Annotated in this window: 23 protein-coding genes and 1 tRNA gene; 9 read left to right on the top strand and 15 right to left on the bottom strand. The window is 63.5% G+C overall.

What is annotated here, in order from left to right:
• Positions 1–3 precede the first annotated feature (3 nt).
• From C7435_RS09415 to C7435_RS09365, 11 genes are all read right to left on the bottom strand, one after another.
• Positions 4–1,317, bottom strand: coding sequence for a carboxyl-terminal processing protease CtpA (locus C7435_RS09415; RefSeq protein WP_121211110.1), 1,314 nt, complete (start codon positions 1,315–1,317; stop codon positions 4–6).
• A 30-nt stretch (positions 1,318–1,347) separates the two neighbouring features.
• On the bottom strand, positions 1,348–2,568 hold the full coding sequence (locus C7435_RS09410; RefSeq protein WP_121211108.1) for a murein hydrolase activator EnvC family protein: 1,221 nt from the start codon (positions 2,566–2,568) through the stop codon (positions 1,348–1,350).
• Between the two features lie 32 nt (positions 2,569–2,600).
• The gene (gene rlmH / locus C7435_RS09405) at positions 2,601–3,071 is read right to left on the bottom strand and encodes a 23S rRNA (pseudouridine(1915)-N(3))-methyltransferase RlmH (protein WP_121211107.1); all 471 of its coding nucleotides are present in this window, start codon (positions 3,069–3,071) and stop codon (positions 2,601–2,603) included.
• Positions 3,072–3,503, bottom strand: a complete 432-nt coding sequence (gene rsfS / locus C7435_RS09400; protein ID WP_121211105.1) for a ribosome silencing factor — start codon at positions 3,501–3,503, stop codon at positions 3,072–3,074. It abuts the gene before it with no gap.
• A gap of 20 nt (positions 3,504–3,523) precedes the next feature.
• Positions 3,524–4,528, bottom strand: coding sequence for an L-histidine N(alpha)-methyltransferase (egtD, locus tag C7435_RS09395; protein WP_121211104.1), 1,005 nt, complete (start codon positions 4,526–4,528; stop codon positions 3,524–3,526).
• A gap of 30 nt (positions 4,529–4,558) precedes the next feature.
• On the bottom strand, positions 4,559–5,161 hold the full coding sequence (locus tag C7435_RS09390; RefSeq protein WP_121211102.1) for a nicotinate-nucleotide adenylyltransferase: 603 nt from the start codon (positions 5,159–5,161) through the stop codon (positions 4,559–4,561).
• The gene (proB, locus tag C7435_RS09385; RefSeq protein ID WP_121211100.1) at positions 5,158–6,285 is read right to left on the bottom strand and encodes a glutamate 5-kinase; all 1,128 of its coding nucleotides are present in this window, start codon (positions 6,283–6,285) and stop codon (positions 5,158–5,160) included. Before proB ends, C7435_RS09390 begins: the two co-directional genes overlap by 4 nt.
• Positions 6,282–7,346 (bottom strand): GTPase ObgE, encoded by a 1,065-nt coding sequence (gene obgE / locus C7435_RS09380; RefSeq protein ID WP_121211099.1) that lies wholly within the window; start codon positions 7,344–7,346, stop codon positions 6,282–6,284. Before obgE ends, proB begins: the two co-directional genes overlap by 4 nt.
• A gap of 76 nt (positions 7,347–7,422) precedes the next feature.
• The gene (locus C7435_RS09375; protein ID WP_075190019.1) at positions 7,423–7,944 is read right to left on the bottom strand and encodes a GNAT family N-acetyltransferase; all 522 of its coding nucleotides are present in this window, start codon (positions 7,942–7,944) and stop codon (positions 7,423–7,425) included.
• 119 nt (positions 7,945–8,063) lie between these two features.
• Positions 8,064–8,333 (bottom strand): 50S ribosomal protein L27, encoded by a 270-nt coding sequence (gene rpmA / locus C7435_RS09370; RefSeq protein WP_075190018.1) that lies wholly within the window; start codon positions 8,331–8,333, stop codon positions 8,064–8,066.
• A gap of 15 nt (positions 8,334–8,348) precedes the next feature.
• Positions 8,349–9,023: a 50S ribosomal protein L21 gene (locus tag C7435_RS09365; protein ID WP_121211097.1), complete on the bottom strand. Its 675-nt coding sequence runs from the start codon at positions 9,021–9,023 to the stop codon at positions 8,349–8,351.
• 280 nt (positions 9,024–9,303) lie between these two features.
• Between C7435_RS09365 and C7435_RS09360 the strand changes: the two genes are divergently transcribed.
• From C7435_RS09360 to C7435_RS09320, 9 genes are all read left to right on the top strand, one after another.
• Positions 9,304–9,393: transfer RNA gene (locus C7435_RS09360), tRNA-Ser, on the top strand.
• 261 nt (positions 9,394–9,654) lie between these two features.
• Positions 9,655–9,891, top strand: a complete 237-nt coding sequence (locus C7435_RS09355; RefSeq protein ID WP_121211096.1) for a hypothetical protein — start codon at positions 9,655–9,657, stop codon at positions 9,889–9,891.
• A gap of 628 nt (positions 9,892–10,519) precedes the next feature.
• A complete protein-coding gene (locus tag C7435_RS09350) occupies positions 10,520–13,621 on the top strand; it encodes a TonB-dependent receptor (RefSeq protein ID WP_233350738.1) in 3,102 nt (1,033 codons plus the stop codon).
• Between the two features lie 188 nt (positions 13,622–13,809).
• The gene (locus tag C7435_RS09345) at positions 13,810–14,550 is read left to right on the top strand and encodes a SapC family protein (protein WP_233350737.1); all 741 of its coding nucleotides are present in this window, start codon (positions 13,810–13,812) and stop codon (positions 14,548–14,550) included.
• 5 nt (positions 14,551–14,555) lie between these two features.
• Positions 14,556–15,599: a cupin-like domain-containing protein gene (locus tag C7435_RS09340; protein ID WP_121211092.1), complete on the top strand. Its 1,044-nt coding sequence runs from the start codon at positions 14,556–14,558 to the stop codon at positions 15,597–15,599.
• Positions 15,600–15,613: 14 nt separating this feature from the next.
• Positions 15,614–17,119 (top strand): tryptophan halogenase family protein, encoded by a 1,506-nt coding sequence (locus C7435_RS09335; protein WP_075190015.1) that lies wholly within the window; start codon positions 15,614–15,616, stop codon positions 17,117–17,119.
• 118 nt (positions 17,120–17,237) lie between these two features.
• Positions 17,238–17,798, top strand: a complete 561-nt coding sequence (locus tag C7435_RS09330) for a hypothetical protein (RefSeq protein WP_075190014.1) — start codon at positions 17,238–17,240, stop codon at positions 17,796–17,798.
• Positions 17,780–22,060 (top strand): vWA domain-containing protein, encoded by a 4,281-nt coding sequence (locus tag C7435_RS09325; RefSeq protein WP_147422670.1) that lies wholly within the window; start codon positions 17,780–17,782, stop codon positions 22,058–22,060. Before C7435_RS09330 ends, C7435_RS09325 begins: the two co-directional genes overlap by 19 nt.
• Positions 22,060–23,214, top strand: a complete 1,155-nt coding sequence (locus C7435_RS09320) for a hypothetical protein (RefSeq protein WP_147422669.1) — start codon at positions 22,060–22,062, stop codon at positions 23,212–23,214. The genes C7435_RS09325 and C7435_RS09320 overlap by 1 nt, the downstream gene beginning before the upstream one ends.
• Positions 23,215–23,699: 485 nt before the next feature.
• Here C7435_RS09320 and C7435_RS09315 read toward each other — a convergent pair whose 3' ends face one another.
• From C7435_RS09315 to C7435_RS09300, 4 genes are read right to left on the bottom strand one after another with little or no spacing between them, the layout of a single operon-like run.
• Positions 23,700–25,133, bottom strand: a complete 1,434-nt coding sequence (locus C7435_RS09315) for a glycosyltransferase family 2 protein (RefSeq protein ID WP_121211087.1) — start codon at positions 25,131–25,133, stop codon at positions 23,700–23,702.
• Positions 25,124–25,807 (bottom strand): HEAT repeat domain-containing protein, encoded by a 684-nt coding sequence (locus tag C7435_RS09310; protein ID WP_121211085.1) that lies wholly within the window; start codon positions 25,805–25,807, stop codon positions 25,124–25,126. Before C7435_RS09310 ends, C7435_RS09315 begins: the two co-directional genes overlap by 10 nt.
• Before the next feature lie 8 nt (positions 25,808–25,815).
• Positions 25,816–26,592 (bottom strand): YaiO family outer membrane beta-barrel protein, encoded by a 777-nt coding sequence (locus tag C7435_RS09305; protein ID WP_121211084.1) that lies wholly within the window; start codon positions 26,590–26,592, stop codon positions 25,816–25,818.
• Positions 26,589–26,969, bottom strand: coding sequence for a response regulator (locus tag C7435_RS09300; protein ID WP_075190009.1), 381 nt, complete (start codon positions 26,967–26,969; stop codon positions 26,589–26,591). Before C7435_RS09300 ends, C7435_RS09305 begins: the two co-directional genes overlap by 4 nt.
• Positions 26,970–26,971: the final 2 nt, after the last annotated feature.

Raw genomic sequence — 26,971 nt, 5'->3', positions numbered from 1 at the left:
CGGTCAGGGCCGCAGGGAGGCCTGTTGGGTCTCCATCGCGGCATTGAGCACTTGGACGGCGCGATGCAGCTGATAATCCTCGTCCTCAGGCCAGTCTGCGGGCGGTTGCTCGACCGAGGCGATGTCCGTGCCTTCCCGTTCATCACCATTCTCATTGACCAGCGCGCCGTCCAGATCCGCTTCCGAGCCGATCTGCGGGACATCCGCCTCCTCATCATCGCTCAAGGCCCAAGCGGAAATCTGCTGGTCCGGAATGATGCCGGTGGCCTGGATGGAGCGCCCGGCAGGCGTATAGTAGCGCCCGGTGGTCAGGCGCAGGGCGCCGTCGCGGCCGCCACGCAGCGGAATGATGGTCTGGATCGAACCTTTGCCGAAACTGGTCATGCCGATCAGCTCCGCCCGTTCCCGGTCCTGCAGGGCGCCGGCGACGATCTCCGCAGCGCTGGCCGTGCCTTCATTGATCAGGATCACGATCGGCGCGCCATTCAGACGATCACCAGGGCGGGCATTGTAGCGTTGGGTGTCGCGCGGATCACGTGTGCGGGTTGAAACCACTTCCCCGCCATCGAGGAAAACGTCAGTCACGCCGATCGCCTGATCGAGCAGGCCGCCGGGATTGAACCGCATGTCAATGATCAGGCCCGGCAAATCCGCGCCGAATTCGTCGCGCAATTCTGTGAGGCCTTCATGGACCATCTCGGTTGTGCGCTCGTTGAAGCCGGCAATGCGCATATAGGGTACGCCGTTCTCGATCCGGGTGGCGACCGTACGCAGCGGTATGGTGTCGCGCACCAAGGTGACGTCAAACGGGTCGTCTTCGTCGCGGGCGATGGTGATGGTCACCGGGTCGCCGACAGCGCCGCGCATGAGGGCAACGGCCTCGTCAACCGAAATGCCGACAATCGCGTCCCCGTCGACGGCGATAATGCGGTCATTGGTCCGCAGGCCGGCGCGTTCCGCCGGTGTGTCGGCAATCGGCGATACGATGGTGATGTATTGGTCGCGTCGCACGACCTCCATCCCGAGGCCACCATACTCACCGCGTGTCGTCACGCGCAGGTCTTCATAGGCATCGGGATTGTGATAGGCGGAATGGGGATCAAGCGAGGACAGCATGCCTTCGATGGCGGCTTCGATCAGTTCGGCCTGATCTGTGTCGGACACATAGTCCGCCTCGATCCGGCTGAGGACGTCGCCGAAGAGCTCGATCTGCCGGAAACTGGCCGACCGGTCTTCCTGGGCACCTTCCGCAGACACCGCGATGGCCACGGCGCCGACAGCAAAAGCCACCATTGAAGCGAAGACATTGATACGCATGCAATCTCGCGTCCTTTGAGCGCGACGGGTCTAGCCCTGTTGCGACCGGGTCCGGAACCAGGGGCCGGGATCGATCGCATCATCATTCCGTCTCAGCTCCAGATACAAATCTGGTGCCGTTTGGGCAGTTTCGGACATTGCGCCGACGGGTTCACCGGCGAGTACGCTTTGACCGACACTGGCATAGGTTACGGACATGCCTGCCAGTACGACATAGTAGCCATCGCCAACATTGAGTATCAAGAGGCCGCCGTATGTGTTGAACGGTCCGGCAAACTCAATGCGACCATCAAAGGGTGACACTACCTGTGCCCGGGCTCGGGTCCGAATGAATATTCCTTCAGATGCTGTGCCATCTTCGGCCAGTTCGCCGAATGCGCGGACGATTTCGCCGGAGGCTGGCATCCGCAGGCGACCGCGGGCATCGGCAAAGCGCAGTGTTTCCAGTGGCGCATTCGGCACGCGGGCAGCGACAAGGTCGCGCGGTGGCCGTGGCCGCGGGGCCGGAACGCCGGTTTCAGGCGGCAGGCGGCGTGGATTGAGGCTCGGCATGACCTCGGACATGCGGCTGAGTTCGCTGATCAGGGACCGAATGGAGCGCGCCCGCTGACCGGCGTCACTGGCTGCCTCGAGGAATGAGACCGCCTCGTTGCGCCGCCGCGCCTCGAGCGCTCTTCGTTCCGCAATCAAGACTTCCAGCTCCAATCTTTGGGCGGAGAGCGCTTGTTCGGCAGTCGACAGTGACGCTTGTTCAGATTCGATCGAGGCGCGCACCTCACGCAGTTGTGTCAGCTGGGTCGCAATCTGGTCAGCGCGCTCGCGCAGCGCCGGTGCCACCTCGGCCATGAGAGACGCGGCACGTGCCGCCTCCGCAGCATCGTCAGGTGCAGCCATGACCGCCGGTGGTGTCTGGCTCTCAATTCTTTGAATCGCGGCGAGGATATCGATCAGCGTTTCCCGGTCGGCCGTCAGTCGAGACAGTAATTCGGCCTCTTCCCGGCCGAGCCGGGCCAATTCCCGCTCTGCGCCCAGCGCCGCATTTTCGCTAGCCCCGACGCGTTCGCCGAGATCCACCAGCTGGCGCTGCATCAGACCGACTTCACTGGCCAGTTCTTCGGCTTGCCGGCGAGCCGCCTCGGCGCGTTCGGCGCTTTCGCGCTCTTCCTGTTCCAGACGTGCCGCTTCGCCCGCATCGGGTGGCGGCGCGGGTTGGGTCTGGGTCAGAAGCAGGGCGGCAAAAACGGTCAACATGGCGGGAAGGCTAGCTCTCTCGCGGTTAACGCTCAATCACGATGGTAGGGCGTGCCGGCGAGGATCGAGACGGCGCGGTATAATTGTTCCGCCAGCATCACCCGGACGAGTTTATGGGGAAAAACGGCAGGTCCGAATGAGAGCATCAGGTCCGGCTTGGGGAATTGCGAGCGGTCATGCCCGTCGGCGCCACCAATACAGAAGATCGTCTCTCGGCACCCTTCATCACGCCAGCGCTCGATCTGGCTGGCGAGTTGGCGCGAGTTGAGGGCTTTGCCGCGCTCATCGAGCAGGACAAGCCGGGCGCCGTTTTCCAGGCTCGCCGCGAGCGCACGGCTTTCCTCCCCGGCGGTCTTGAGCGCGCGATTGTCGATTTCGGTCTCGAGGCAGGGGCCCAGCCCCACGGCGCGGCCCGTTGCAGTGCCGCGTTCCAGATACTCATCGACGAGGAGGCGCTCCGGGCCGGATTTGATCCGGCTCAGGGCGGCGATGCGCAGTTTCACCTAGGACGCCGACGCGTCCGGTTCGACCGACCACATCTTTTCCAGATTGTAGAACTCACGCACTTCCGGCCGGAAGAGGTGGACGATGACATCGCCCATGTCGATCAGAACCCAGTCATTCGTCTGGGTGCCCTCAATCCGGGCCTTGCCGCAGCCGGCTTCCTTGAGCTTGCGCACCAAGTGATCGGCCAGCGCGGCGACATGCCTCGCCGAGCGACCGGATGCGATGATCATGATGTCGGTGATGGATGATTTTCCACGCAGATCGATGGCAACGACGTCTTCCGCCTTGTCGTCATCAAGCGAGTCGAGGATAAGGGTTTCCAAGGCCTCAACAGGGCCGTCATCGCCGGTGACGCGAACGGCGGATGCCGTTTCCTGCTCAGCGCGGCGCGATAATTCCGTAGACAGGGTCAATGTCCTCTCTGCCATCCAAACACCGGTGAGCTATATCATGCTTTTGCTGATGGTTCGAGCCAGTGTAGCGAGAACAGCTCAGCCTCGTCAGACCAGGTGTGAAGCACATCAAAACCCACTGATTTTGCAAGGGAAGTGAAACTGTCCGGGGTGAATTTATGCGAGTTTTCCGTATGGATGCTTTCGCCCTCGCGCAGTTGGAAAGTACGCCCCGCGACGTCGAACTGTTGATCGGCATCGGCACGAAGATGCATCTCGATGCGGTTGAAATCGGGGTTCCACACAGCTTCGTGTGACAAGGCGCCTGCATCAATTGTACCGCCCAGTTCCCGATTTATCCGTTCGACAAGATTGAGGTTGAAGCGCGCAGTCACGCCCTGGGCGTCGGCATAGGCCGCGACAAGCGTGGCGGGATCCTTCACCCGATCGGCGCCTATCAACACTGCATCTCCAGGCCGCATGGCTCGCCGAAAGCCCGCCAGCAGAGCGTGGGCGCCATTCGGTTCGAAATTGCCGATCGTGGATCCCGGGAAGAAGATTATGCGCCGACCGCTTTCCAGCGGAAGATGGCTGAGATCAAGGCCTTGGGTGAAGTCGGCGCAAATGGCGCCGACTTGCAGTGCCGGATAGTCCGCCGCGATCTCCTGGCAGGCCGCCTCCAGGTGCTCGCCGGAAATATCGAGACCGACATAGGCCGCCGGCTCCGACAGGGCGTTCAAGAGTTTGCGGATTTTCACGCTGGAACCGGATCCTGGTTCGATCACGACCGCGCCCGGCCCGGCCAATGCAGCCAGCTCGGGGCCGATCGTGTCGAGTATCGCGAGCTCGGTCCGGGTGACGTAGTATTCCGGAAGTGCTGTGATTTCGTCGAAGATCGCCGACCCTTTGGCGTCGTAGAAATAGATCGGGGTCAGCTGTTTGGGAGTCCGCGAAAACCCGTCCAGCACATCCGCCAGAAAGTCGCCGGCGGGCGGGTGTTGGTCGTCGTAGAAGGCAAGCGTTGCGTGGGCGCTCGGGCGGCCGGTTATCCGGTCGTGCATGGGATTGTCCTGTCGGCGGCGGCGGAAAGATCAGTGGCGCGCGCGCAGCGCTGTCGATGAGTGCGAGTGTAGCCGTTCAGTCAGATAGGTCCATGCCGGAGCTGATTGCAGGGGGAGGGCGGCGGCTTCGCTTTCACGAATGCGTGATGTCGCGAATTGGGTCGCGGCCCGTGACAGGCGTGCCCGCACAGCGTCCTGGGGGCGCGCGATCACTGCCACCGGGACCGAGCGGAATATTTGTGGCCAATGGGCCCAGCGGTGAATGCCGGCGAGATTGTCGGCGCCCATGAGCCAGACGAAGTGAACGCCCGGATGGCGGGTCTTGAGGTGCGTCAGCAGGTCGATTGTCCGGGTGGTGCCGAGCCGGGATTCAATATCAGTAATGTGCATACCGGGTTGGGTGGCGAGGGTCCGGACGGCATTGAAGCGTCGTTGGAAATCGCCCGAGGGCGAGATTTTCAAGGGGTTTTGCGGTGAGACCAGCCACCAGACCTGGTTCAGCCCAAGGCGCCGCAAGGCGGTTCGCGCGACGTGGAGATGACCGGCATGGGGCGGATCGAAGCTGCCGCCGAACAGGCCGATGCGCATCCCGCGCGCCAGCCCGTCGCCACGAAGTGCGCCGGCCCGGCTCATGCGTCGAGACCCGGCGCGACCACGCGGACGATGTCATCGGCATGGACAAGGGCGGCGGCGCGTCGGTAGCCAAGTCTGGCTTCCGCCTCGTCACTCCGACATCCGGCGACGCGCCGGGCGTCGTCGGCGCAGTAGGCGGAGACGCCGCGAGCGACAAGGCGTCCATCCGGGTCGAGGATGCGAATGGTTTCGCCGCGGTCAAACTGCCCATCGACCGACCGGACGCCGACAGGGAGCAAGGATTTTCCTGCCAACAGCGCGTGTGTGGCCCCGGCATCTATGCGGACGGCGCCGCTGCGGCTCACAACCCCGGAAATCCAGCGTTCACGGGCATTTGCAGAATTGCGGGCAGGGTGAAACCAGGAGCCGTGATCGGCGCGCGCCAGGCTGAGTACCGGGTTCGGCGCGGTGCCAAGCGCAATTGCGGTCGCGCAACCAGAACTGCCGGCGAGTTCGGCGGCGAGTATTTTGGTGCGCATGCCGCCTGTGCCCACCCCCGCAGCGGTATTGGCGTCGCCTGCCATGGCGTGAATGGCGGCGTCGATGACCGGGATATCGTGAAGCGGGCGGGCGGCGGTGACGGTGCGGGGATCGGCATCATGCAGCGCCGCGACGTCGCTGAGCAGCACCAGCAGGTCGGCGCCGGTCAGCTGTGCGACGCGCGCGGCAAGGCGGTCATTGTCGCCATAGCGGATTTCGTCGGTGGCAATGGTGTCATTCTCGTTGACGATCGGGATTGCGCCGAGTTCGAGCAAAGTTCCCAGCGTTGCCCGGGCATTCAGCCAGCTGCGCCGGTTCTCGGTTACGTCAAGGGTCAGAAGGGCTTGGGCGGTGACAACACCATGCGGTGCAAAGGCGCGATCCCACAGGTCAAGCAGGCGCGGCTGGCCGGCCGCTGCAGCGGCCTGTTTCTGTTCGAGACTGAGGCTGCCGGGTGGCAGACCGAGGCGATCCCGTCCGAGGGCAACGGCGCCGGATGAGACAATCGTCACCCGCGCCCCCCGGGCCCGTAGCGTAACAATATCGTCCGCAATCGCGGCGATGACCGCATCGCCGGCCTGCAGGAGGCTCGATCCGGCCTTGACCACGACGCAATGTGCGGCGTCGAAGCCCGTTCGGGTCATGACGGTGTCCAGCCCTCTTCGCCGTTTTCTGCCGCGAGCTGGGCCTCAATGGCTTCCTTTTCGGCCCGGCGGGTGTCCAGGACGATCTCCCAGGCGCCACCGCACAATTCCTTGACGCCATCACCGGATACGCCGGACAGGGTCATCACGGGCTTGCCGCTCGCGGCTTCGAGTTCTGCGACTTTCTCGGCGACCATGTCGGCATCCAGGGCGTCGATCTTGTTGAGGGCCAGGATTTCCCGCTTGTCCGGCAGGCCGTCGCCATAGGCCTCCAGCTCGCCACGGACCGTCTGGTAGGCCGCCGCAACATCGTCTTGCGTGCCGTCGACCAGATGGATCAGAGAGGCGCAGCGCTCGATATGGCCCAGGAAGCGGTCACCAATGCCGGCGCCTTCATGGGCGCCCTCGATCAAGCCCGGAATGTCGGCCACGATGAAGCGTGAACTCGGGCCCAGATCGACGACGCCGAGATTGGGATAGAGTGTGGTGAAGGGATAGGGGGCAATCTTCGGATTGGCGCGGCTGACGACCGACAGGAAGGTCGACTTGCCGGCATTGGGCAGGCCGACAAGACCGACATCGGCGATCAGCTTGAGGCGCAGCCAGATCCAGCGTTCCTCGCCGGGCCAGCCGGGAATGGTCTTGCGCGGGGCCTGGTTGGTCGAGGTCTTGAAATGGGAATTGCCCTTGCCGCCATCGCCGCCGCGCGCCAGCAGCACGCGCTGCCCGATTTCGGTCAGGTCGGCGAGGATTTCTTCCCTGTCCTCATCGAGGATCTGGGTGCCGGCCGGGACCTGCAAGACGACATCCTCGCCGCTGGAGCCTGTCCGGTTGCGTCCCATGCCGTGCATGCCGGTATCGGCCTTGAAATGCTGCTTGTAGCGATAGTCGATCAGCGTGTTGAGTCCCTCGACCGCCTCGATCCAGACATCGCCGCCCTTGCCGCCATCGCCGCCATCGGGACCGCCATATTCGACATAGGCCTCGCGCCGGAACGACACACAGCCGCCGCCACCATTCCCGGAGCGGACATAGACTTTGGCTTGGTCGAGAAATTTCATGGCTGCGTGTTCCTGATCAATCTGTTTCGGCTATAGCGGTTTCTGCGTCGGTTGGCACGCGCCCAACAGGGCGGGGTTACAGGGCCAACGAAAGCTCATGCATGTCTGCCGGACCCATGCGCGCCATGGAAAATGCGCGGACGCCCTCGCCCTCGTGAACGAAGCCGAGCTTTTCGAGCACGCGTCCGGACGCAGGGTTGTCCTTGTAGTACCCGGCGATCAGCCGGCGTGTGCCCAGGCTCTCGCGGGCATAGTCCACCAGGCCGCGGCCGAGCTCGGTTGCGAGGCCCTGGCCCCACCAGGGCCTGCCGATCCAGTAGCCGATCTCCCAATCGGCATCGGCTTTGCGTTTGAAAACGCCGCCACCGCCGATCGCTGCCCCATCCATCTCGACGGTCAGCGACAGATTGCCGCCGGGTTGCCAGCCGGCGCGCGTTATCAGCACCCACATCTCGGCAGCGAGTTCCGGATAGGGGTGCGGCACCCGTGCCGTGTTCTTGGCGACATCAAAATCACCTAGATAGGTGGCGATATTGGTCGCGTCCTCCAGGACGGGCAGACGCATCACCAGGCGTTCGGTTTCGATCCGCGGGCCCATGACCCTCTCCTCGACGGGGACAAAACAAAAGGGGAGGCGGTGGTCCGTCTCCCCTTTAACGCGTCTGGCGCTGTCGGACCCTGCCTGTTCAAGACACGGTCCGAGTATGTGCGAACCGCTTATTCTGCAGCTTTGGCAATCGGCTCGACCGAGACGAAAGACTTGCCACCGGATTTCTTCGCGAAGACCACGCGGCCTTCGGTAAGCGCGAAAAGGGTGTGGTCCTTGCCCATGCCGACATTGGCACCCGGATTCACCTTGGTGCCGCGCTGGCGCACGATGATGTTGCCCGGAATGACTTCCTGGCCGCCATATTTCTTCACACCAAGGCGGCGACCTGCGGAGTCGCGACCGTTACGGGATGAACCGCCTGCTTTTTTGTGAGCCATTGATCAATCCTCCGATTACTTGGCCAGCGCCTTGGCGGCGTTGATCCAGTCGTTTTTCTCAGCCTTGGCCTTGAGACCGGTGATGGTCTCGTTCAGGGCGTCCAGGTCGGCGTCGGTCCAGGCCGCGACTTGCGCGAACGTGGTGATGCCGGCTTCATTCAGCTTGGTGGCGAGGGCGGGGCCCACACCGGTCAGCTCGGTCAGCGCGTCGGCAACAGCCGCTTTCGGGGCAGCGGCCTTCTCGGCTTTCGGAGCCGCCGCTTTTGCAGCTTTCGGGGCAGCAGCCTTCTCGGCTTTCGGAGCGGCCTTCGCCTTCGGGGTCTCGGCAGACTTCGGGGCCGCCGTGGTCGACTTCAGAGCCGTCTTGGCCTTGTCGCCCGGTGCAACGATTTCCGCGATGCGAACGACGGTGCCCCACTGACGGTGGCCCTTCGTGCGACGATAATTCTGGCGGCGGCGCTTCTTGAAGACGATGATCTTGCGCGCACGATTGGTGTCGAGCAGTTCGCCGATCACCTGGGCGCCATCAACGGTCGGCGAGCCGACCGTGACGCCGGCATCGGAGCCGAGCATTAGAACTTCACCGAGATCGAGCGTGTCGCCAGCGGCGCCTTCAAGCTTCTCGATGCGAATTTCGTCGCCAGCGGCAACACGGTACTGCTTACCGCCTGTCTTGATCACAGCAAACATGATCGTTTCTATCCTTGTGTCCGATCCGTCCGGTTGCCACGGGATCACCTTGATCCTGTTGGCCCGGCGGGTCCTTTTTCTTCACTCCGTATGCCCGGAGCGTTGTTCATGATTTATGGGCCCGCAACGGCAAGCCGAGCGAGCAGGAGCGGGCGTTATACGCATGCCCGTCAAAGAGTCAACGAAAAGGGCAGTGGGGGCATGTCCGGTGGTCCTGTATGCCGACCGCGATCCCCCCTTGATTTTGTCCGTTCATTCGGCCACAACCCCGCTTCCCCGCGGAGAGGTGCCGGAGTGGTCGATCGGGGCGGTCTCGAAAACCGTTGAGCGCGCAAGCGTTCCGAGGGTTCGAATCCCTCTCTCTCCGCCACTATTCCCAAAATCTCAAATCCCTCCACGGGGTACGATTTTGGCGTTTGGCGGCCAGGCCAAAACGTTCCTATCACCTGTTCCTATTCCTCCCACGGGCGGCGGTGCGATGAGCGGCCGCCGGGTGCAACATTTCGTCGTGCGCGGAAAGAGCTTCCAGGTCCGGCTCTATGTGCCGGTAGATCTTCAGCGGGCGTTGGAGCGCAAGGAGCTTCGTTGGTCGGTCAGAATCCGCGAGTCCAAGGTGGCGTAGCGCCGAGCGTTGAATGCGACGCTCGCCTTTGCGCAGTTGTGCGATAAGCTACGTCTCGTGAAGGGCTTAAGCATCAATGATGCCCGCGAAATCGCTCAAGCATTCTACCGGAAGCTAGCAGAGGGGTATCGCTCGCCGCCGCCGCCGCCGGAGCCGGATGCCGCGCCACCGTGTTTGTTCGACCAGCAGGAAGAGATCGCCAGGTTAACCCAACCGGTTGAACTCCGTCATTCAATCCAGGCCTGATCCATATTGCGGGGCAAGTGGCTACCCAGACGGGACTTCAAATGCCTGACACCGGCAGCGAGGAATTCCAGGCGTTAAGTGAGAACCCACACCTAGCGCTGGGTTTTCAATCGGTTAGGCGATTCATGGCGCGCTTCCGCTTCCGCTTTTGGTGCGTCACAAAGCATTATGTCTGACAATAAAATTTTCTCCCACATTCACGCGCTTGAGCCCGGGTTCGGGCTCATGATGAGCAGAAACTCGCCTCAAGTGGGAAATTTCTCGTGAGAATGACGCAAAACAACAATTGACATCGTAGGACAAAAGCGCAAACGTTGACGCTGCACGTTGTGATGTTGCTGCTGCGTTGGCCGGCCTGTATCCACCCGACCGGAGGTTAAGCCCCGTGTTGGTTTTATATGTCTGACAAATAGACGTCAGCGGCGATTCGTCGGGAAAGGGGAGGCAAGGGCCTGAACGAAGCGAGGAGGGGCTGACCGCGACGCCATGTCGGCACGCATTGTCGATACCATTCGACCGCGGCTTCGCAGGCCAATTTGTTTAACCAGACCTGCAACGTGCCGAAACAGGCACCAGAATTCCCGGGACATCAAAAGGTGCCCGGCGACCACATCCAGGGGAGGAACGGATGACAAGTTCAAACAAGCAAGCGGGGCTAATGGGTCCCGTCCGGCGATTCGGCCGGGTGGCGCTTCTGGCAGGCGTGTCGACCATGGCGGTCGGCGCCCTGGCTCCGGCACAGGCCCAGAACAATGGCAGCGAGGATGTGATCACCGTGACCGGTGTGCGCGGTTCGCTCGAACAGGCCATGGACATCAAGCGGGACGCTCATGGCGTGGTCGATGCCATTTCGGCCGACGACATCGGCAGTTTCCCCGATACCAACCTTGCGGAATCCCTTCAGCGCATTACCGGCGTGTCGATCAACCGTGTGAACGGTGAAGGCTCACTGGTCACGGTGCGCGGGTTCGGCAGCGGCTTCACCCTGGTCACCTTGAACGGGCGGACGATGCCGACGGCGAATGTCGAGACAGTTGGTGGTGATCAGAATGCCGATTTCGCGACCGGCGACAGCCGTTCCTTTGATTTCTCCAACCTCGCCTCGGAAGGCGTTCGGACGCTGGAGGTCTACAAGACCGGGCGCGCCGAAATCGCGTCCGGCGGCATTGGCGGCACGGTCAATATTGCGACCCGTCGCCCGCTCGACAATCCGGATGGCCTGACGGGCACAATCGGGGTCCAGGGCATGCACGACACGGGTGTCGTCACCGGTTCCGACCTGACGCCGGAATTGACCGGCCTGCTCAGCTGGGCCAACCCGGAAGAGACCGTGGGTGTATCCCTGTTCGGCTCCGTCCAGCGTCGTGACAGTGCCTCGCGCTCCGCGACGGTGAATGGCTGGAACGTCGAACGTGGCAGCGCCTTTCTTGATCCGGCCAACGGCCGGGTCTCGGCCGGGACCACGATTACCAATTCGCCGGATCCCAACCAGCTGGTGGCCTATCCCAATGACAGCCGCTACCACCTCGCCCAGGCCGAACGCGAGCGCATCAACGGCCAGCTTGTCTTCCAGTTCCGGCCGACCAATGCGCTGACGCTTACCGCGGACGCCACCTATGCCCGGAACGATATTGATGAACAGCGCACGGACCAGACCAACTGGTTCAACCGTCCGTTCAACCAGGTGACCTTCGACGGCAACCCGGTTGTCGCTTCGACCCTGTTCCTGCAAGAAAACATCGCCGGCGTGAAAGATACCGGTTTCGAGCAGCAATACCGGGCCACAAGGGACACATTGCAGTCCTTTGGTTTCAATGCTGAATGGTGGTTGTCGGATGACTTCTCGCTGACCTTCGACGCGCACACCTCAAGCTCGGAGAGTACGCCGAACAATCCGATGGGTGTCAGCTCGACCCTGATCAGCATGGGCGCGCCGGTTATCGCCGCGCACTCTGTCGATTTCTCGAGCGGTTTCCCGGTTCAGAGCATCACCATCGATGACAGCGTCCGCGGCAATGGCAATGGCGTTCTTGATGTCGGTGATATCGGTACGCAGATCGCCCGCACCATTGCGTCCAGCCAGGAACATGACATCGATGAGTTCCGTCTCGATGCCGGTTGGGACTTGGGCAATGGCAGCCGGTTTGATGCTGGTATCGGCTACCGCAGTTCGACGATGGTCCAGCAGCGGTCCCAGACGCAACAGACGCTTGGCGACTGGGGCATCTCGAATGTCGGTGATGTCGAGCAATACGCCGCCGGCATGCTGGAATCCTACTGCCTGACCTGCCTGTTCGACTCCTATGATCCGATGTCCAGCGGCGACTCGCTGGTCGCGTTCCGCGGCAATGCGGTCGACATCTACAACGCCCTGTCTCCGGTCTATGCCGGCATGGGCAATCCTGTGAGCGCGACGGGCGAGGACTTCAACCAGGTCGATGAGGAGATCTGGTCCGCCTACGCACAGGTGATCATGGAAGGCGAGCTCATGGGTCGCCCGGCCAGCTTCGTGGCGGGTGTCCGCTATGAAGACACGTCGGTCGAATCCACCGCACTGGTCGCTGTTCCGGAAGCCATTATCTGGCAGTCGGACAATGATTTCACGATCCAGCTCTCCAACACGGTACAGCCGGTCTCCTCGACAGGGTCCTATGACAATGTCCTGCCGAGCCTCGATTTCCAGATCGAGATCGTGGATGACGTGATTGCCCGGGCCTCGTTCAGCAATACGATTGCGCGGCCCAGCTACGGCGATCTCTTCGTTGCCGATGATGCCGACACGCCGCCGCGGCCAACCGCGCTTGGTGGTATCGCATCAGGCTCGACCGGGAATGCCGGACTGCTTCCGCTGGAGTCCGACAATTTCGACGTCTCGCTGGAGTGGTATTATGACGATGCGAGCTATGTCTCGATCGGCTTCTTCGACAAGCGTGTCCGCAATTTCGTCGGGACCGGCCAGACTACCCGCAACCTGTTCGGCCTGCGGGATCCGAGTTCCGGCGCGGCCGGCACACGGTCCGGCGATGCGGTTGATGCGCTCGGGGCAATCGGCGCAGATCCGACCGATGTGAACCTGTTCACGATGACGGCCCTGATCGAGCAACGTGGCTCGGTTGCTGCGGCAACGGCTGAATTCCAGGCCAACTATAGTGGCGGTGCCTTGGACCAGGCCTTCATCGACGCGATTCTCGCGGCCTATGATGTGACACCGAATGCGAGCGATCCTCTCTTCCAGTTCGAAGTCACGGGTCCGATCAACAATCGCGAAGGCAAGATCCACGGTCTGGAAATCGCGGCCCAGCACTTCTTCGGCGATACCGGCTTCGGCGTCCAGGCGAACTACACCCTGGTCGAAGGTGATGTCTCCATCGATGTGGGGGCGGATCCCAGCGTTGACCAGTTTGCGCTTGTCGGTCTTTCCGACACGGCCAACCTGACGCTGATCTACGAGAAGCACGGACTGTCCGCCCGTCTCGCCTACAATTGGCGTGACGAGTTCCTGTCCCAGACAAACCGGGGCGGCGGATCGCGCAACCCGGTCTTTGTCGAGGCCTTCGGACAGCTTGACCTGAATGTGTCCTACGACGTCACCGATGACCTGGTAGTCTCCTTCGAGGCGATCAACATCACAGGTGAAGACCTGCGGACATTTGGTCGCGACAGTTCCAATGTCTGGTTCGCCCAGGAACTGGATCCGCGATATCTGTTGGGGGCTCGCTACCGCTTCTGACGGTGGCAGGCTTTCCAATCAGATACTTCCTGCAGTGACAATGATCAGTCACTCCTCACCTGCGGCCGCCACTTGTTGGCGGCCGCCTCTTCTTGTCCGGCTGGTCGCGTCAATGGCCGAGGCAAGCGGTGGGGCATTGAACCCGGCGCGGGTTTGTCCGACGATGACATCGAAAGACAGGTGCGAGCATGAATGCGATGACAAATACGGTCCTGCTGGACAATGTCAGTCACAAGGATCTCTGCGTCCGGACCGACCAGGGCGTTGACCCCGGTCACCGGGTCAACCAGATCCTGGTCTTTCCCGCGGAGTTCGCCGACCTGCAGCGGGAATACCCGATCCTGTTCCGCAAGGAGGCGGATGGGTACAAGGCCATTGCCTTGCTCGGCCTTGACCGCGATGAGAACCTGTTTCTCGACGATGATGGCTGGACGAGCGAATACCTGCCGGCCGTGCTGGCGCGTGGGCCCTTCCTGATCGGCATGCAGGAGCGCCAACAGGATGGTCAATCCGTTCGTGAGCCCATGATCCAGGTCAATCTGGACGATCCGCGTGTCGATATTTCCGGGCAGGAAGGTGAGCCCGTCTTCCTGCCAAAAGGCGGCCATGCGCCCTATCTTGAGCGGGTCGCCCATATGCTGGGTGTGATCCATAACGGGCTGGAACAGGGTCCGCAAATGTATGCGGCTTTCGACGCGGCCGGTCTGTTCGAACCTGTCGCGATCGAGATCCAACTCGATGACGAGACCGCGTACCGTCTGCCGGATTTCCATACGATCAGCGAGGAAAAGCTCGCCGCACTCGACGCGAAAACACTGAAGACGCTGAACGCCTCCGGCTTTCTCGGTTCGGCTTTCCTGGTTGCCGCGTCGCTGGGCAATGTCGCCCGCCTGATCGCCCGCAAGAATCAGAAGCGGGCGAGGGGCTGAGTGCCATGGCGTCATCGGCAGCGCTGGCTGCAGTCAGACGTGTGCGGGAGATCGCGGGACGCAAGGCCACCGCGGATGATGTTGACGCCTGCCTGTCTGACGGCGAACCCGTCATCTTCAAGGGCATGGTTGCGGACTGGCCGGCCGTCGCCGAAGGGAGGGAATCGGTCGGGCGAGCGATGGCCTACCTGCTTGGCTTTGCCGGAACGCGCGATGTCGTTGTCTATCGGGGAGAGGCCGGGATAGACGGCCGATTTTTTTACAATGATACCCTGACCGCCATGAATTTCTCGGCGTCGCGAGCGCCGCTGGCCTCGGTGTTCGACACCCTGGGGACGTCGGCAGATGCGGCCACGACCGATGCGGTCTATGTCGGTTCAACCGATGTCGATGCCTACCTGCCCGGCCTGCGGGCCGAGAACGATCTCGACACGGCGGCCCTGTTTGCCGGCGCGCGGCCCATTGTCAGTCTGTGGATGGGCAATCAGACCATGGCTGCAGCGCATTTTGACATTTCCAACAATCTCGCCTGTTGCCTCGTTGGCCGCCGCCGTTTCACCCTTTTCCCGCCCGACCAGGTTGCCAATCTCTATCCCGGCCCGCTGGAGCCGACGCCAGGCGGACAAGTCGTCTCGATGGTCGATTTCCGGACACCGGATTTCGTGCGCTACCCGGCTGCCCGGCAGGCGCTGGATGCGGCACGCGTCGCCGAACTCGATCCGGGAGATGTGTTGATCTATCCCGCGCTGTGGTGGCACCAGGTCGAGGCACTCGATTCGTTCAATGTGATGATGAACTACTGGTGGAATCCGGTGCCCGATTTCATCGACACGCCAATGCATGCCCTGCAGCTCGCCATGATGAGCCTGCGGGATCGACCGCGCGCCGAGAAGGACGCCTGGCGGTCCCTGTTCGACTATTACATTTTCGGCGATGCCGAGGCGCCGGCTGCGCACTTGCCTGCGCATGCCCGGGGGGCGCTGGCGCCGATGGATGATCGTCTTGCCCGCCGCTTGCGGGCGCAGCTGCTGCAGCGGCTAAATCGCTGAAACCGGGAGGCCCGATGGCAGAGTCACGAAGCAAGCGTGTGGTGATCGCCGGCGGCGGGACAGCGGGCTGGATCGCCGCGGCGGCCCTCGTTCGCCAGCTTGGTCCCCTGCTCGACATCACGCTGGTCGAATCCGACGCGATCGGGACGGTCGGTGTCGGCGAGGCGACGATCCCGACCCACCGTACATTCCATCATCTGCTGGGCATTGATGAGCGCGCCTTCATGCGCGAGACCCAGGCCAGTTTCAAACTGGGGATCGCGTTTGAAAACTGGGCCCGCGAGGGCGACCGGTATTTCCACTCCTTCGGCCAGCTCGGCAAGTCGACCTGGATGGCCGATTTTCACCATCTCTGGCTGGAGGCTCGCGCGGCGGGACTGGCTGGAGAGCTGGGCGCGTATTGTCTCGAGCTCCAGGCCGCCGAGGCTGAAAAGTTTGCAACCGGTCCCAATGCCCGGATCAATTACGCCTATCATCTTGACGCCAGCCGCTATGCCGGCTTCCTGCGGAAGATTGCCGAAGACCAGGGCGTGAAACGGGTTGAGGGGCGGATTGCCGACGTTGAAACCGAGGGCGTCAGAACGGACGGTGCGCGCGGCGATATCACGGCGCTCAGGCTGGACGACGGCACCCGGATCGCGGGTGACTTTTTCATCGACTGCACCGGTTTTCGCGCCTTGCTGATCGGCGATGCCCTCGGCACCGGGTTCGAGGACTGGTCGCACTGGTTGCCGATGGATCGGGCCATTGCCCTGCAGACCGGCTCGACCGGCCCGGCCAGACCCTATACGCGCTCCATCGCGCACGGCGCAGGCTGGCAATGGCAGATCCCGTTGCAGCACCGTGTCGGCAATGGTCTGGTCTATTGCAGCGCCCATCTCGATGACGGAGCAGCGCAGGACTTGTTGCTCGAGAATGTCAGCGGTGCCCCCCTGACCGAGCCGCGCGTGATCCGCTTTCGGACCGGTCGGCGTGAGCAGGTCTGGACCCGCAATTGCCTTGCGCTCGGCCTCTCGAGCGGATTTCTGGAGCCGTTGGAATCGACCAGCATCCACCTCATCCAGGCCGGGGTGATGCGGCTGATCCAGATGTTCCCCTTCGGCGATCAGTGTGACGCCTTGCGTGACCGCTACAATGCCCTGTCACGCGACGAGCTGGAGCGCATTCGCGACTTCATCATCCTGCACTACAAGGCCACGCAGCGGGATGAGACGGCGTTCTGGCGCCAGTGTCGGGACATGTCGATACCCGACAGCCTGGCCGCCCGGATCGAGCTGTTCCGGCAGTCGGGCATGGCCTATCAGGACGGGGCTGACCTGTTCCGGGTCGATTCCTGGCTACAGGTCTTGCTGGGCCAGCGTATCGAGCCGCAATCCCACCATGCGATGGGCCGACTGATGACATATGACCAAATGCGCCAGGCGCTGGACGCGGTGAAGTCGAATATCGCCGCATCGGTGAGCAAGCTGCCGCAACACCAGGACTTTCTCGACCAGTATTGCGCGGCCGAAACTGCCTGACCGGAGCTGGAGGCCGGGAACGTCTCGACCTGCCGGACCTGTGTGCTAGGGTTGTTCCATTCGAGTTCAGCGTCACATGTCCAAACGCGCCGCCACAGGGCCGTGCCAGCGAGGCTGTATGGGGGAGGATCAGACATCGGGTGACGACAAGGCCGAGGCGACCGCAGCACGGGCGCCGGGCGGTCGCGCGTTGATTGTGCTCGTTTTTCTGATCCTTGCGCTCGTCATTGCGGGCCTTGCCTGGTGGGTCTTGCAGATGCGTGATGCTCCGCCCGACGACCTGTGGGAAGTCGGCACCCACGAGATTGATCCCGACTGTGTTCCCGGCAGCGCGGCCTGTCCCGTTCTCATCTCCCCCCGTCCGATCGGCCACGGCAGCGCCGGGGAAGATGACATGGTGCTGACCGCTGTTCGCTATCCCGAGCTCGATGACCCGATCGCGCAATGGGGCGCATGCATGGACACGGTGCTGACCTGCCTGGCGCCGACAGCCGACAGCACGCCGGACGACAAGTCTGCAGCCCTGCGAAGCTGTGTTGCGGCGGCGGACTGTCCGCAAGCCTGTCGTGACCGCTTTGCGGATCGTGCCGACCAGGCCGGCGCAGATTTGGCCCGCCTGATGGCAGAATTTGACGCGATTTTCGTCGCGGAGGAGGCGTGGTGCGCACCGGTGCAGTGACTGATCCGGCCACCAAGCGCTCGCGCTGGCAGCGCTTGGCCCATTATGGCCGACTGGCTGCCATCGTCGTCCTGCTGGGGCTCACCACCGCCTATGACACAAAGGAATCGGCCCGTGCCGGTGCCTTCAGCGGCCATGTGACCGATGCCAATAAATGGCACGGCATCTATTATTGTCATCAGAGCTCGCGCGATAATTGCCATGAAAACGAGCACGCTTGGCTGGCCCAGGTCGCGCTGGACCGGGTGGCGCCCAATTCGCCGTGGGGCTTCTCACCGACCCATCGCCTGACTGTGCGGGATCTGGCGACCGGCTATTTCCGATCCGAGATCGGCAGCAGCCGTGAGGGCTCGACCTGGGATCCCGATGACGTGATGGGGCTGCCGCAGCGGACGGTTCCCGGCGCGGCGAATTTCGCGGGCATCCCCGATTTCAGTTACTCGCTCTATGACTGGATCAATCGCAACGAGCTGTGTCCGCCGATGCCCAACGGGCAGATGCCGGCTGGCACGCCCGCCGATTGTCACAACTACATGTACTGGCAGGGCGGCGGGTTCAACGCGTCGCATTTCGGCTCGCAAGCGACTCGCTCCTACCAGCAATTGCACGCCACAGCGATGGGGCTGGCCGCACGGGCGCGGCGGCTGCGTGAGCGCATGGCCGACGATCCGGCCAATATTGAAGCCTATCGCGATGTCGTTCGCGAAGCGGAGATGGAGGCGCTCGCATTCGAGGGCTATGCCCAGCATTTCCTGCAGGATCGTTGGGCCATGGGGCATATGTTCGAGCGCTGGGGCTCGCCGGAATACAATGCCAACGGGATCGCCCTCGATCCGACCCGCGCCCTGATGGCCGGGGCGTTTACCGGAATCATCCATGGCTATCAGTCGGTCGCGGCAGTGCCCGACGCCCTGTCCTCGCCGGAAGTCGGCGTGGTCAATACCGTGGTCAATGTGGCCGCGCGGGGCTTCAACTGGATCGGAAACCAGCTCGGTTTGACCGAGCCGGGAGATCCGCCCGCGACGCAGCTTGAGATCGCCAACTGGCGCCGCCCGGGCGATGAGGAACAATATCCAGGCGTTGGCGACTATCTCGCCTGGGACATGCAACGTGGCCGCTATGCGGCCCGTGTCAGCCTGCCGGGGCATATCGTTGAATATAACTCGGAAACCGCTCTGCCGGTGCAGCGCCAATATAATGAGCTGATGGCCTGTTCGAGCTCCGGTTTCCGCGATGTGATCCGGGCCTTTGGAAGCGACGGGAACGGGTTTGGCATCGATGGTGTCGCCCTCAATGAGTTGGCTGGCGAGAGCCTGGGACCGCACTGTTTCAACGCCTGGGCGACCAATGAGGCGATTGTCTTCGGCATGGGCAATGAGTTCGCAGCGGCCGGCGCGATCTCGACCCTGGCCCAGGCCGGGTTCCGGATCGGCAATGTGATCAATGAGGTCACCGGAAACGCCACCACAGAAGACCTGCCGCCGGAGATGCGCGGTTTTATCTACAGCCGCAATGACACGCTGTCGGTGACCCGCATCTATGTCCGCGCCCGCATGGCGGCCTTCGCCGATCCGTCCGGCCTCAACATGGCCCAGGGCGGGCTGGGCACGCTGCTCGGCGTGCCGACAGGCGACGTTTACCCGGCCGCCAGCTATCTCGAACCGGCTGCGATCACCACGCTGCCCGATCGCGATCCGCGCGGCCGCGATGCGCAGACCGTGTTCGGCTTTTTCAATCGCTCCCATGCCGATTATTTCTGCCGCCAGTCCGACACGCTGTTGCCGCAGCTGCGCGGTTCGGCGGATGACAATGAACGGGCGACCTGCCGCATTCTCGCCCAGCGCCTCTATGATGAAACCGATGATGCTACCGGCATTTCCGAACACGCCTTTGTCGATCTCAACGGGTCGCGTGAACGGACCGAGCCCTTGTGCCGGATCGTCAATGACAACTGGTCCGCACCACGCTTCGGCGGTGACCGGATCGACACGCTCCACCCGGGATATGTCAGCTGGGACTTCAGTGCCGACCAGAGCCGCGCCTTCGCGATGGATGATGCCGGTCTGGCCATGCAGTCGGTTGCCAATTGGTGCGATCAGACACCGGTCGTCGATGCCCTGTCCGAGGAGGAGCTTGCAGTCGCGGGCGTGGTGGCAGTCCTTGAGGACACGCGCGACACGATCGAGATCCGCGGGCGGCATTTCGGCGACACGGCTGGCGAGTTGCGGCTCGGGCTGAATCCGGGAAGCGCTGTTGCTGTGACGGATATTGTCGACTGGTCGGACACACGGATCCGCTTTCGGGTGGCCGAGATATTCAGCGATATCAGCTTCGCAGACCCTGCCGGCGGGTCGGGAACCGGCGACAGTCACACCTATGTTTTCGTGTCCCGCGCCGAAACCGGAAACTCGGATCCGGGCCGCGCCAGCGCCGGGCGTTTCGTGCTGCGCCGCGAGGTCGAAATTCCCCGCCTGGTCTCAGTCAATGTGACCGCAAGGGGTGAGGACCTGCCGCTCTATGCCTATGCGGAGCCGCCCGCTGAAGATGCATTCGGGGCCGATCCGGAGACACTTTTCGAGACCCCGGCCCTCCCGCCCCCTGATCCGGAGGACCGCGCTTTCCGGCCGGTGCTGCCGGGCGCGGAACTAACGATTGAATTGCGCTTTGGCGCCGAAATCGAGCGCGATGCGGAGGGCCAGATACTGACGCTTGGCGGCGAACCGCTGGACGGACGCTGGCTGGATTCACGCCGCTGGCGCGGGCGTTTCGACGTGGCGGATGGTGACGCCTATGACGCGCTGCGCGGGCCCTTGCCGCTTCAGGTGAGCGTGCAATCGCGGCGTGGCGCCTGGACCGATGGCGACCCGCAAACTGTTGGTGCCCAGCCGAATGAGGATCACCAGCTGCTTGTCGACCGGATTCCGACCCATCTCGAGCGGATCGAGGTGCGCGCGGGCAACCGCACGGTCTATCGCGCCGAGTGGCAGGGCGGTCCCGACTATGACGCGGAGCGCGAGTTGACGTCGTACGCGCTGGGCGCGCCGGCCCGCACGCTTGATGTCGATGTGGCGCGGGCGGTCAGCGAGACCGGGCAGGGGCGGATGCGGCTGGAATTCTCCGGTCCGCTGGCCGCGGCCCCGACCGTGATGGTGGGCGGCGCGACGGCGACTGTGGACGGTGAAGAGGCGCGCTGGGAGGCCCGTTTCGATCTTGAGACCGCGGCGACGCTGCGCGACGAAAATGGTGATCTGCAGGTCACGGTCAGTCTCGAGGGCCAGCCGCTGGATGCCGACCCGGCGAGTGCGGTGGTGATCAATGATCCCTCGCAATGGCGGTCGGGCCAGTATTGGGCCGGTCTGGAAGCGCTGCGGGCCGGGGCAGTTTCGGCCCAGGGCGGCCCGGATAGCTGGCACAGGCTGGGCGAGGGGCCGGCGCTTTCCCTTTTGATTATCCTCGATGGTTCGGGGTCGATGAATGATGGCAACCGGCTCGCCAATGCTCGGGCCGGTATCACGCAAACCTTTGAAAATCTTCCCGAAGACCAGGTAATCGAGTTCGCCGCCGTGGCCTTCAGTGGTTGTGGTGGCTTCACGACGCGGCGCTTTACCCGCGATGCCGCCGGCATTCGCGACTTCCTGGTTTCAGCCTCGGCGAGTGGCGGAACGCCCCTGGCGGCGGCGCATGACCGGGCTCGCAGCCTGTTCACCAGCTTTGCGGATCCGCGGGCGCAGGAATGGCGCTATGCCAGCTTTACCGATGGCGCGGAGACCTGTGACGGCAATGTCGCCGGATCGATCCGTCAGCTTGAATCGGTCCTCGCACAGCATCGCGCCCCGGACGCGACCCCGTCGCCGGAGCCTGCCGCGGCTCCGCCGCCCCAGCCGCCGGTCAATTGCCAGGCCGAGACCTGGTCGGGTTATGCGGTGGAGGTCACGGACGGCGGTCGGCATCTCGACCGTATCACCCTGATTGAACACAGCTATATTGAACGGGTCCTGCCTGACGGACGGTGTCTGGCGGTCTATGAGGTAAAGGATTACGGCGTCTATTACGGGCGAACCCGCCAGTCCGGACTGCGCTGGGGGATCAATTCCAGACCCAGTGAAACCGTCACCGATGTCGGGCGCAGCTCGCGGGGGCGCGCGGATATGGACCGGGTGCGCAATCGCGCCAACCAGGCCCGCGGCAATCTGGTCGAGCTTCCCGAGGCGCGTCGCCGGGTCGGTGATGCGGTCTCTCGGGCCGAGCCGGAGAGCGGCTGATGGTGGCGTTTCAACCTCCGCTTCATCCTTGGCGTCTTGATCGGTGTCTGAGTCGGGTCTTCGTCGGCGTCATCATGGTGGTCTTGGTGACGGCGTTTGCGACAGGCCCGTCTGCAACGCAGACCCGATTGGATCCAAACGAGATCACACTGGTCGAATTTGACGAGGCGGGGCGGGCCGAGATCAGCGTCCGGCTCGAGCGTCCGGCCCAGATCCGCTTCGATGTGTTTTCCGGACCCGAGGCGCTGACCGAGGTGACTGTGCGCGCGATCGAGGATGATGCCGCCGCCGGAAAAGTGATGGATGCACCGGTGATGATGCTCGGGCCGGGGCGTCACAGCCTGCGACTGATGGCGTCCGGTCCCGCGGGCGCCGCCGGCGGTGTGGTTCAGGGGCGCCTGTTTGCCCGACCGCCCAATGATGCGTACGAGCCGAACAATGTGGTCGAGCAGGCGCGCGATATTGATCTGCCCTTTCACAGCGTCATACGGCTGGCGAATAATGACTGGGACTGGTTCCGGATCGATCCGCCGCGCCGCGGGGTTCTCGGCATTCAGCTGCATGCTTGGCGCGCCGGTTATGACGGGCCGGAAATCCGGGTTGTCGATGCCGATGGCGAGTCGCTCTACGTCTCGCCGACGACGAGCGGTGGCTGGAACGGCATGCGGTATGTCCAGGTCAGCGGCCGCCCGGTCTATGTCGGTGTTACCGACCCGGGCGCCTGGCTCGACCGGCAGACGGATGGCTATAAGTCGCTCGAGATCGTGATGATCCAGCCGCTCGACCGGATGGAAGGCCAGTTGATCACGCTGGGGTTGGCTGAAGATGATCCGGCCCTGCACCAGCTCGCCCAGATCGGCGAGGCGCTGGGTGTCGAGTTGCGGGCCGCCAATGAGTCCGGCGCCGTGGCCAGCGAGTTGACCCGTGTCGTCGAGGGCCGGCGATCGGCCCGCTTGCCGCTTTGGCCATCAATACTGGCGGTCATTCTTGTCGTCGCGGCGTTCGGCCTTGGCGGCTGGTTCTATCTGCGCGGCCGGCGGGCTGCCACGAGCCCGGCGCCGGACGATATGGACATGCCGGTCAGCGAGGATGGCGCGCGCGGGGATGACACTGGCGAAGACAACAAGCCCAACTCCGAGGCCGCGTCAGATTAAACGCGGATTGAGCGCGATCGCTTCGAAACGTCGAGGATCTGCTCCACGAGCGTGACATCAGAGAAGCATTCAAGGCGAACCGGTCCGCCGCGCTGGCCGAATGGCGCCAGTTGTCGCTTGCGTTATGGTCGATGGTTGATTTCGGAGACAGGGGGGCGTTTGTCTAACGTCGCCGCCACATATCCTCCTGAAGCAATTAGATAAAACGGCGTCGAGCAAATCCCGAGCTGTTTCCGCGCCTTCGCGGAAATTTCTGTGCACCAAGGTTGCGATGTCTCGGCCACCATTCCTTGCAGACTGGAACGGACTTCCGAGAGGGAGACCCCTTGAAACGAGGCCGAAGGCCGCCAAACGCCAAACGCTGTTCACCGGTTTGTGCTATCCGCAAGCCTTCGGTCATGTCCTCATCAGTGCGCCCCAGGTCGCAAAACCGGGTCCGAAGCGGCATCTGCTGGCGACGCGCGGTTCGCTGTCTCCGGCTCGGCCTAGGTCGGCGCATCTGTTGTGTCGAAGGCGGAGCGCTTGATTTGGCCCCAATGTTTGCTGCCCTTGAGAAAATCGAGGGTTCCGGCGAAGCGCCAGATATTGCTCAGCTGCCGATAGCCGAAATTCTCGACAGCCGCGGCAAACAGCAATTGGCTGATCGCTTTCAGAGAGGCGGTGCGGCGCAATTCGATCTCCTGCAGCAGGATGGCTGAGGCCGACAGCAGGAAACCGAAGCTGCACACAAGGGCGAACAGGGCGGCGAACCAGTTCCAGGAAATCTGTCCGGTCACGGCGAGCAGAAAGGCTAGGACATACCCGAGCACTTCCAGGCAGGGGCCGATCACGTCGATCACGATCATGCTGCCAAGTCCCAGCGTTCCCGGCAGGCCATAGCCGGGGCGAAGGGCCGCATCGCGGTGGCGCCACAGCGTCTCCAGCGCGCCGCGTTGCCAGCGTCGGCGCTGGCCGGCCAGATCGGACAGGCGTTCGGGCACCTGGGTCCAGCAGACCGGTTCGGGAATGAAACGCACTGCGGTGGGGCGGTCGCTGTCGCGACCGTCGCGGTGCAGGCGGACGATCAGCTCGGCGTCTTCGCCGACCGTGCTGGGATCATAGCCGCCGACCTCGACCACGCGGCTCCGGTCGAACATGCCGAACGCGCCGGACACGATCATCAGGGCGCCCAGTTCGCTGAGGGCGAAACGGGCAACCAGGAAGGCGCGCAGATATTCCAGCGACTGCACGAGCGGCAGGAAACGGCGCGGCAGGCCGGCTTCCTCGACCGCGCCTTCCCGCAGTCGGCACCCATTGGCGACACGGACCGTGCCGGCCACCGCAGCGGTGTCGGGATTGTCAAGAAACGGCTGGCTGGTGCGGATCAGGGCGTCAGCCTCCAGCAGGGAATCCGCATCAATGGCACAGAACAGGCTGCCGGATGCATGCGCAATGCCCGCATTGAGGGCGTCGGCCTTGCCGCCATTGACCTTGTCGATCACCCAGAGCGGGACCGGTCCGGGCCGGTGATAGACCCCGCGCACCGGCGCGAAGTCCAGGCGGTCCGAACATTCGCGGTCTGCCGGTTTCAGGTCGAAAGCCCGCACCAACCGGTTCAATGTGTCATCACCCGACCCGTCATTGATCACGATCACTTCGTAGTTCGAGTGGTTCTGACGCAGCAGGGCCCGGGTGCAATCGACCACGGTCTCGGCCTCATTATAGGCCGGCGCGAGTACGCTGACCCGCGGCGCTTCCTGGCCGATCCGCCGCACCAATCTGTGCGAATTCCGCTCGAAGCGGCGTCGCATCAGGGTGACACCGGCGATCGCGATCAGCACAGCGTAGAGCGTGTCCTGGAAAAGGGCGCTGGCCAGGATGAGAAAGGTGATCGGGAAGGTGACGTCCGGCCACACAAAGAAATCGATGATCATATCCATTGGATCACTCCTGACTGTTCGGCCTGGCGGGCAGGCTCATTGATCATCCGCAAGGCGCGACGCGCGGTCTCCCGCACCCGCCAGGACGGATCATTGTGCATCCCGGCGATGCGGTCGGCGGCGGCTGTCACACGCAGATCGGCGAGGCCCGCCAAGGCGAGGCTTCGAACCTCGGCGTCGTCATCGCGCAAGGCACGGACAAAGGTTTTCGTGGCATCGGGATGACCCCGCCAGACCAGCGCGCGCAGCGCTTTGCGGCGTTCGCCAGCCAAGGGCGATGTCGCCATCCTGTCCAGATCGGCAATGGCCAGGTCCAGCGAGGCGTCGCCCCGGACGGTGGGCAGGCAGAGCGGCCGCTGGCGGGACGGTGACAGGGCGGCGAAGCGGTCGGACAAATGACGCAGGGCGTCGCCTTCCATGCCGGCCAGCAACTCCGCCAGCTGGCGGGCAGTGTGCGACCAGGCCCGGGCAGAACGGCGGCTCTTGACCCGCGGCAGCGCTGCGCCAGTGGCGACGTGATCCAGCAGACAGGCGGTGCGGTAGGCATCCCGACTGGCGCGCACCGGCGCCTGCCAGCGCTCGAACAGAACGATGATTGCCGCGCTGGCCACCAGGCCGAGCCCAAGCGTGCAAAAGATTGTTGCTGCCGTCCATATCCATTCGAGCGAGTGCATGATTGTCCTCAGAAACGTTGGCGCAGGGACAGGGCGAGGCCTGTGCGTGCATAGCTGCCCGACCGGTCGACTTGCGACACGGTCCAGCCGATTTCCTGGTGTGGTCCAAAGGCGCGGCGGACGCCGAACTCGACACTTCGGGTCCGGGCCACGCGGCCGGCCTCGACATCGGGCGCAAGGCTCAGCCCGCCGCGGATCCGCCATTTGGCGCCCAGGGCCGTGTCGCCGCGCAGGGCGAGACCGCTTTCCCAATCGCCACCGGAAGCCCGCACGAAAATCGGCGAGACGGAAAGCCAGGCATCGCGACCCGCCAGATAGTGGATAAGGCCGGGTGCCAGCACGGTCACCACGCCGTCGCCATAGTCAGCGAACCGCGCGGTCAGGTCGAAATCCGTCCCGCCGGCGCCTTGAGCGGGCCGCCAGGCGGGTCGGGTCCAGGCGAGGCGCAAATCGATATCCTCGCGAAAATCGCCGCCGAATGCGCTGCCCAGCGCCACCGAAGCGACGCCGTCGGCCAGTCGATCCTGCAGACCGGCCTGCAGGAACAGGTCCTGCGCACCAAAACGACGGGACCATTCAGCGCGGCCCCAGGTCAGGCGGTTGTCGGCATTGCGGTAGCCCAGCTGCAGCCCGGCGCCAGACCAGTCGTCCAGTGTGGTTCGGGACAGGGCGACATGCTCGACCACCAGATCAGCGGTCAAGCCGGCCGCCGGCTGCGCCATGGCGGGACCGGCCATCAGGCTGGTCAGCGCCAGGCCGCCAATCAGGCGGGACCGGATGCTCATGCCGCGATCTTCTGGCGCGACAGGGCACCCGAGATGCGCGCAACCAGTTCACGCGGCTGGATCGGTTTGACGAGGCAATCATGCGCCCCGCCCTCCAGTGCGGCCACCGTATCGCCTTCATGGGCATAGGGTAGCAACATCATGACGGGCACGTCGGCAGTGGCCGCAACTTGCTTCAGCCGCGACAGCACTTCGAGTCCGCGCATGTCCGGCAGTACCATGTCGACAAGGACCAGTTTCGGGCGGGCCCAGCTGACCAGGTCGAGGGCGGAGCGGCCGTCGATCGCGGTGAGCACCGAGTGACCATTCATGGTCAGGCGGTGGCACAACAGCGTCGTCATCATTGGCTCATTCTGGACAACCAGGATCGGTTTCATCG

Origin of the sequence: Maricaulis maris (genome assembly GCF_003634045.1) — a bacterium.
In the GTDB taxonomy this organism is placed as follows: Bacteria; Pseudomonadota; Alphaproteobacteria; order Caulobacterales; family Maricaulaceae; genus Maricaulis; species Maricaulis maris.
Note: the sequence above shows the minus strand (reverse complement) of the source record. Positions and strands in the feature narration are given on the sequence as shown.

What these genes read in the sequence shown, in the direction of transcription:
- C7435_RS09415 (WP_121211110.1), bottom strand. Translation starts at nt 1,317, where the DNA reads ATGCGTATCAATGTCTTCGCTTCAATGGTGGCTTTTGCTGTCGGCGCC.
- C7435_RS09410 (WP_121211108.1), bottom strand. Translation starts at nt 2,568, where the DNA reads ATGTTGACCGTTTTTGCCGCCCTGCTTCTGACCCAGACCCAACCCGCG.
- rsfS (WP_121211105.1), bottom strand. Translation starts at nt 3,503, where the DNA reads ATGGCAGAGAGGACATTGACCCTGTCTACGGAATTATCGCGCCGCGCT.
- egtD (WP_121211104.1), bottom strand. Translation starts at nt 4,528, where the DNA reads ATGCACGACCGGATAACCGGCCGCCCGAGCGCCCACGCAACGCTTGCC.
- C7435_RS09390 (WP_121211102.1), bottom strand. Translation starts at nt 5,161, where the DNA reads ATGAGCCGGGCCGGCGCACTTCGTGGCGACGGGCTGGCGCGCGGGATG.
- proB (WP_121211100.1), bottom strand. Translation starts at nt 6,285, where the DNA reads ATGACCCGAACGGGCTTCGACGCCGCACATTGCGTCGTGGTCAAGGCC.
- obgE (WP_121211099.1), bottom strand. Translation starts at nt 7,346, where the DNA reads ATGAAATTTCTCGACCAAGCCAAAGTCTATGTCCGCTCCGGGAATGGT.
- C7435_RS09375 (WP_075190019.1), bottom strand. Translation starts at nt 7,944, where the DNA reads ATGGGCCCGCGGATCGAAACCGAACGCCTGGTGATGCGTCTGCCCGTC.
- rpmA (WP_075190018.1), bottom strand. Translation starts at nt 8,333, where the DNA reads ATGGCTCACAAAAAAGCAGGCGGTTCATCCCGTAACGGTCGCGACTCC.
- C7435_RS09365 (WP_121211097.1), bottom strand. Translation starts at nt 9,023, where the DNA reads ATGTTTGCTGTGATCAAGACAGGCGGTAAGCAGTACCGTGTTGCCGCT.
- C7435_RS09350 (WP_233350738.1), top strand. Translation starts at nt 10,520, where the DNA reads ATGACAAGTTCAAACAAGCAAGCGGGGCTAATGGGTCCCGTCCGGCGA.
- C7435_RS09345 (WP_233350737.1), top strand. Translation starts at nt 13,810, where the DNA reads ATGAATGCGATGACAAATACGGTCCTGCTGGACAATGTCAGTCACAAG.
- C7435_RS09340 (WP_121211092.1), top strand. Translation starts at nt 14,556, where the DNA reads ATGGCGTCATCGGCAGCGCTGGCTGCAGTCAGACGTGTGCGGGAGATC.
- C7435_RS09335 (WP_075190015.1), top strand. Translation starts at nt 15,614, where the DNA reads ATGGCAGAGTCACGAAGCAAGCGTGTGGTGATCGCCGGCGGCGGGACA.
- C7435_RS09330 (WP_075190014.1), top strand. Translation starts at nt 17,238, where the DNA reads ATGGGGGAGGATCAGACATCGGGTGACGACAAGGCCGAGGCGACCGCA.
- C7435_RS09320 (WP_147422669.1), top strand. Translation starts at nt 22,060, where the DNA reads ATGGTGGCGTTTCAACCTCCGCTTCATCCTTGGCGTCTTGATCGGTGT.
- C7435_RS09315 (WP_121211087.1), bottom strand. Translation starts at nt 25,133, where the DNA reads ATGGATATGATCATCGATTTCTTTGTGTGGCCGGACGTCACCTTCCCG.
- C7435_RS09310 (WP_121211085.1), bottom strand. Translation starts at nt 25,807, where the DNA reads ATGCACTCGCTCGAATGGATATGGACGGCAGCAACAATCTTTTGCACG.
- C7435_RS09305 (WP_121211084.1), bottom strand. Translation starts at nt 26,592, where the DNA reads ATGAGCATCCGGTCCCGCCTGATTGGCGGCCTGGCGCTGACCAGCCTG.
- C7435_RS09300 (WP_075190009.1), bottom strand. Translation starts at nt 26,969, where the DNA reads ATGAAACCGATCCTGGTTGTCCAGAATGAGCCAATGATGACGACGCTG.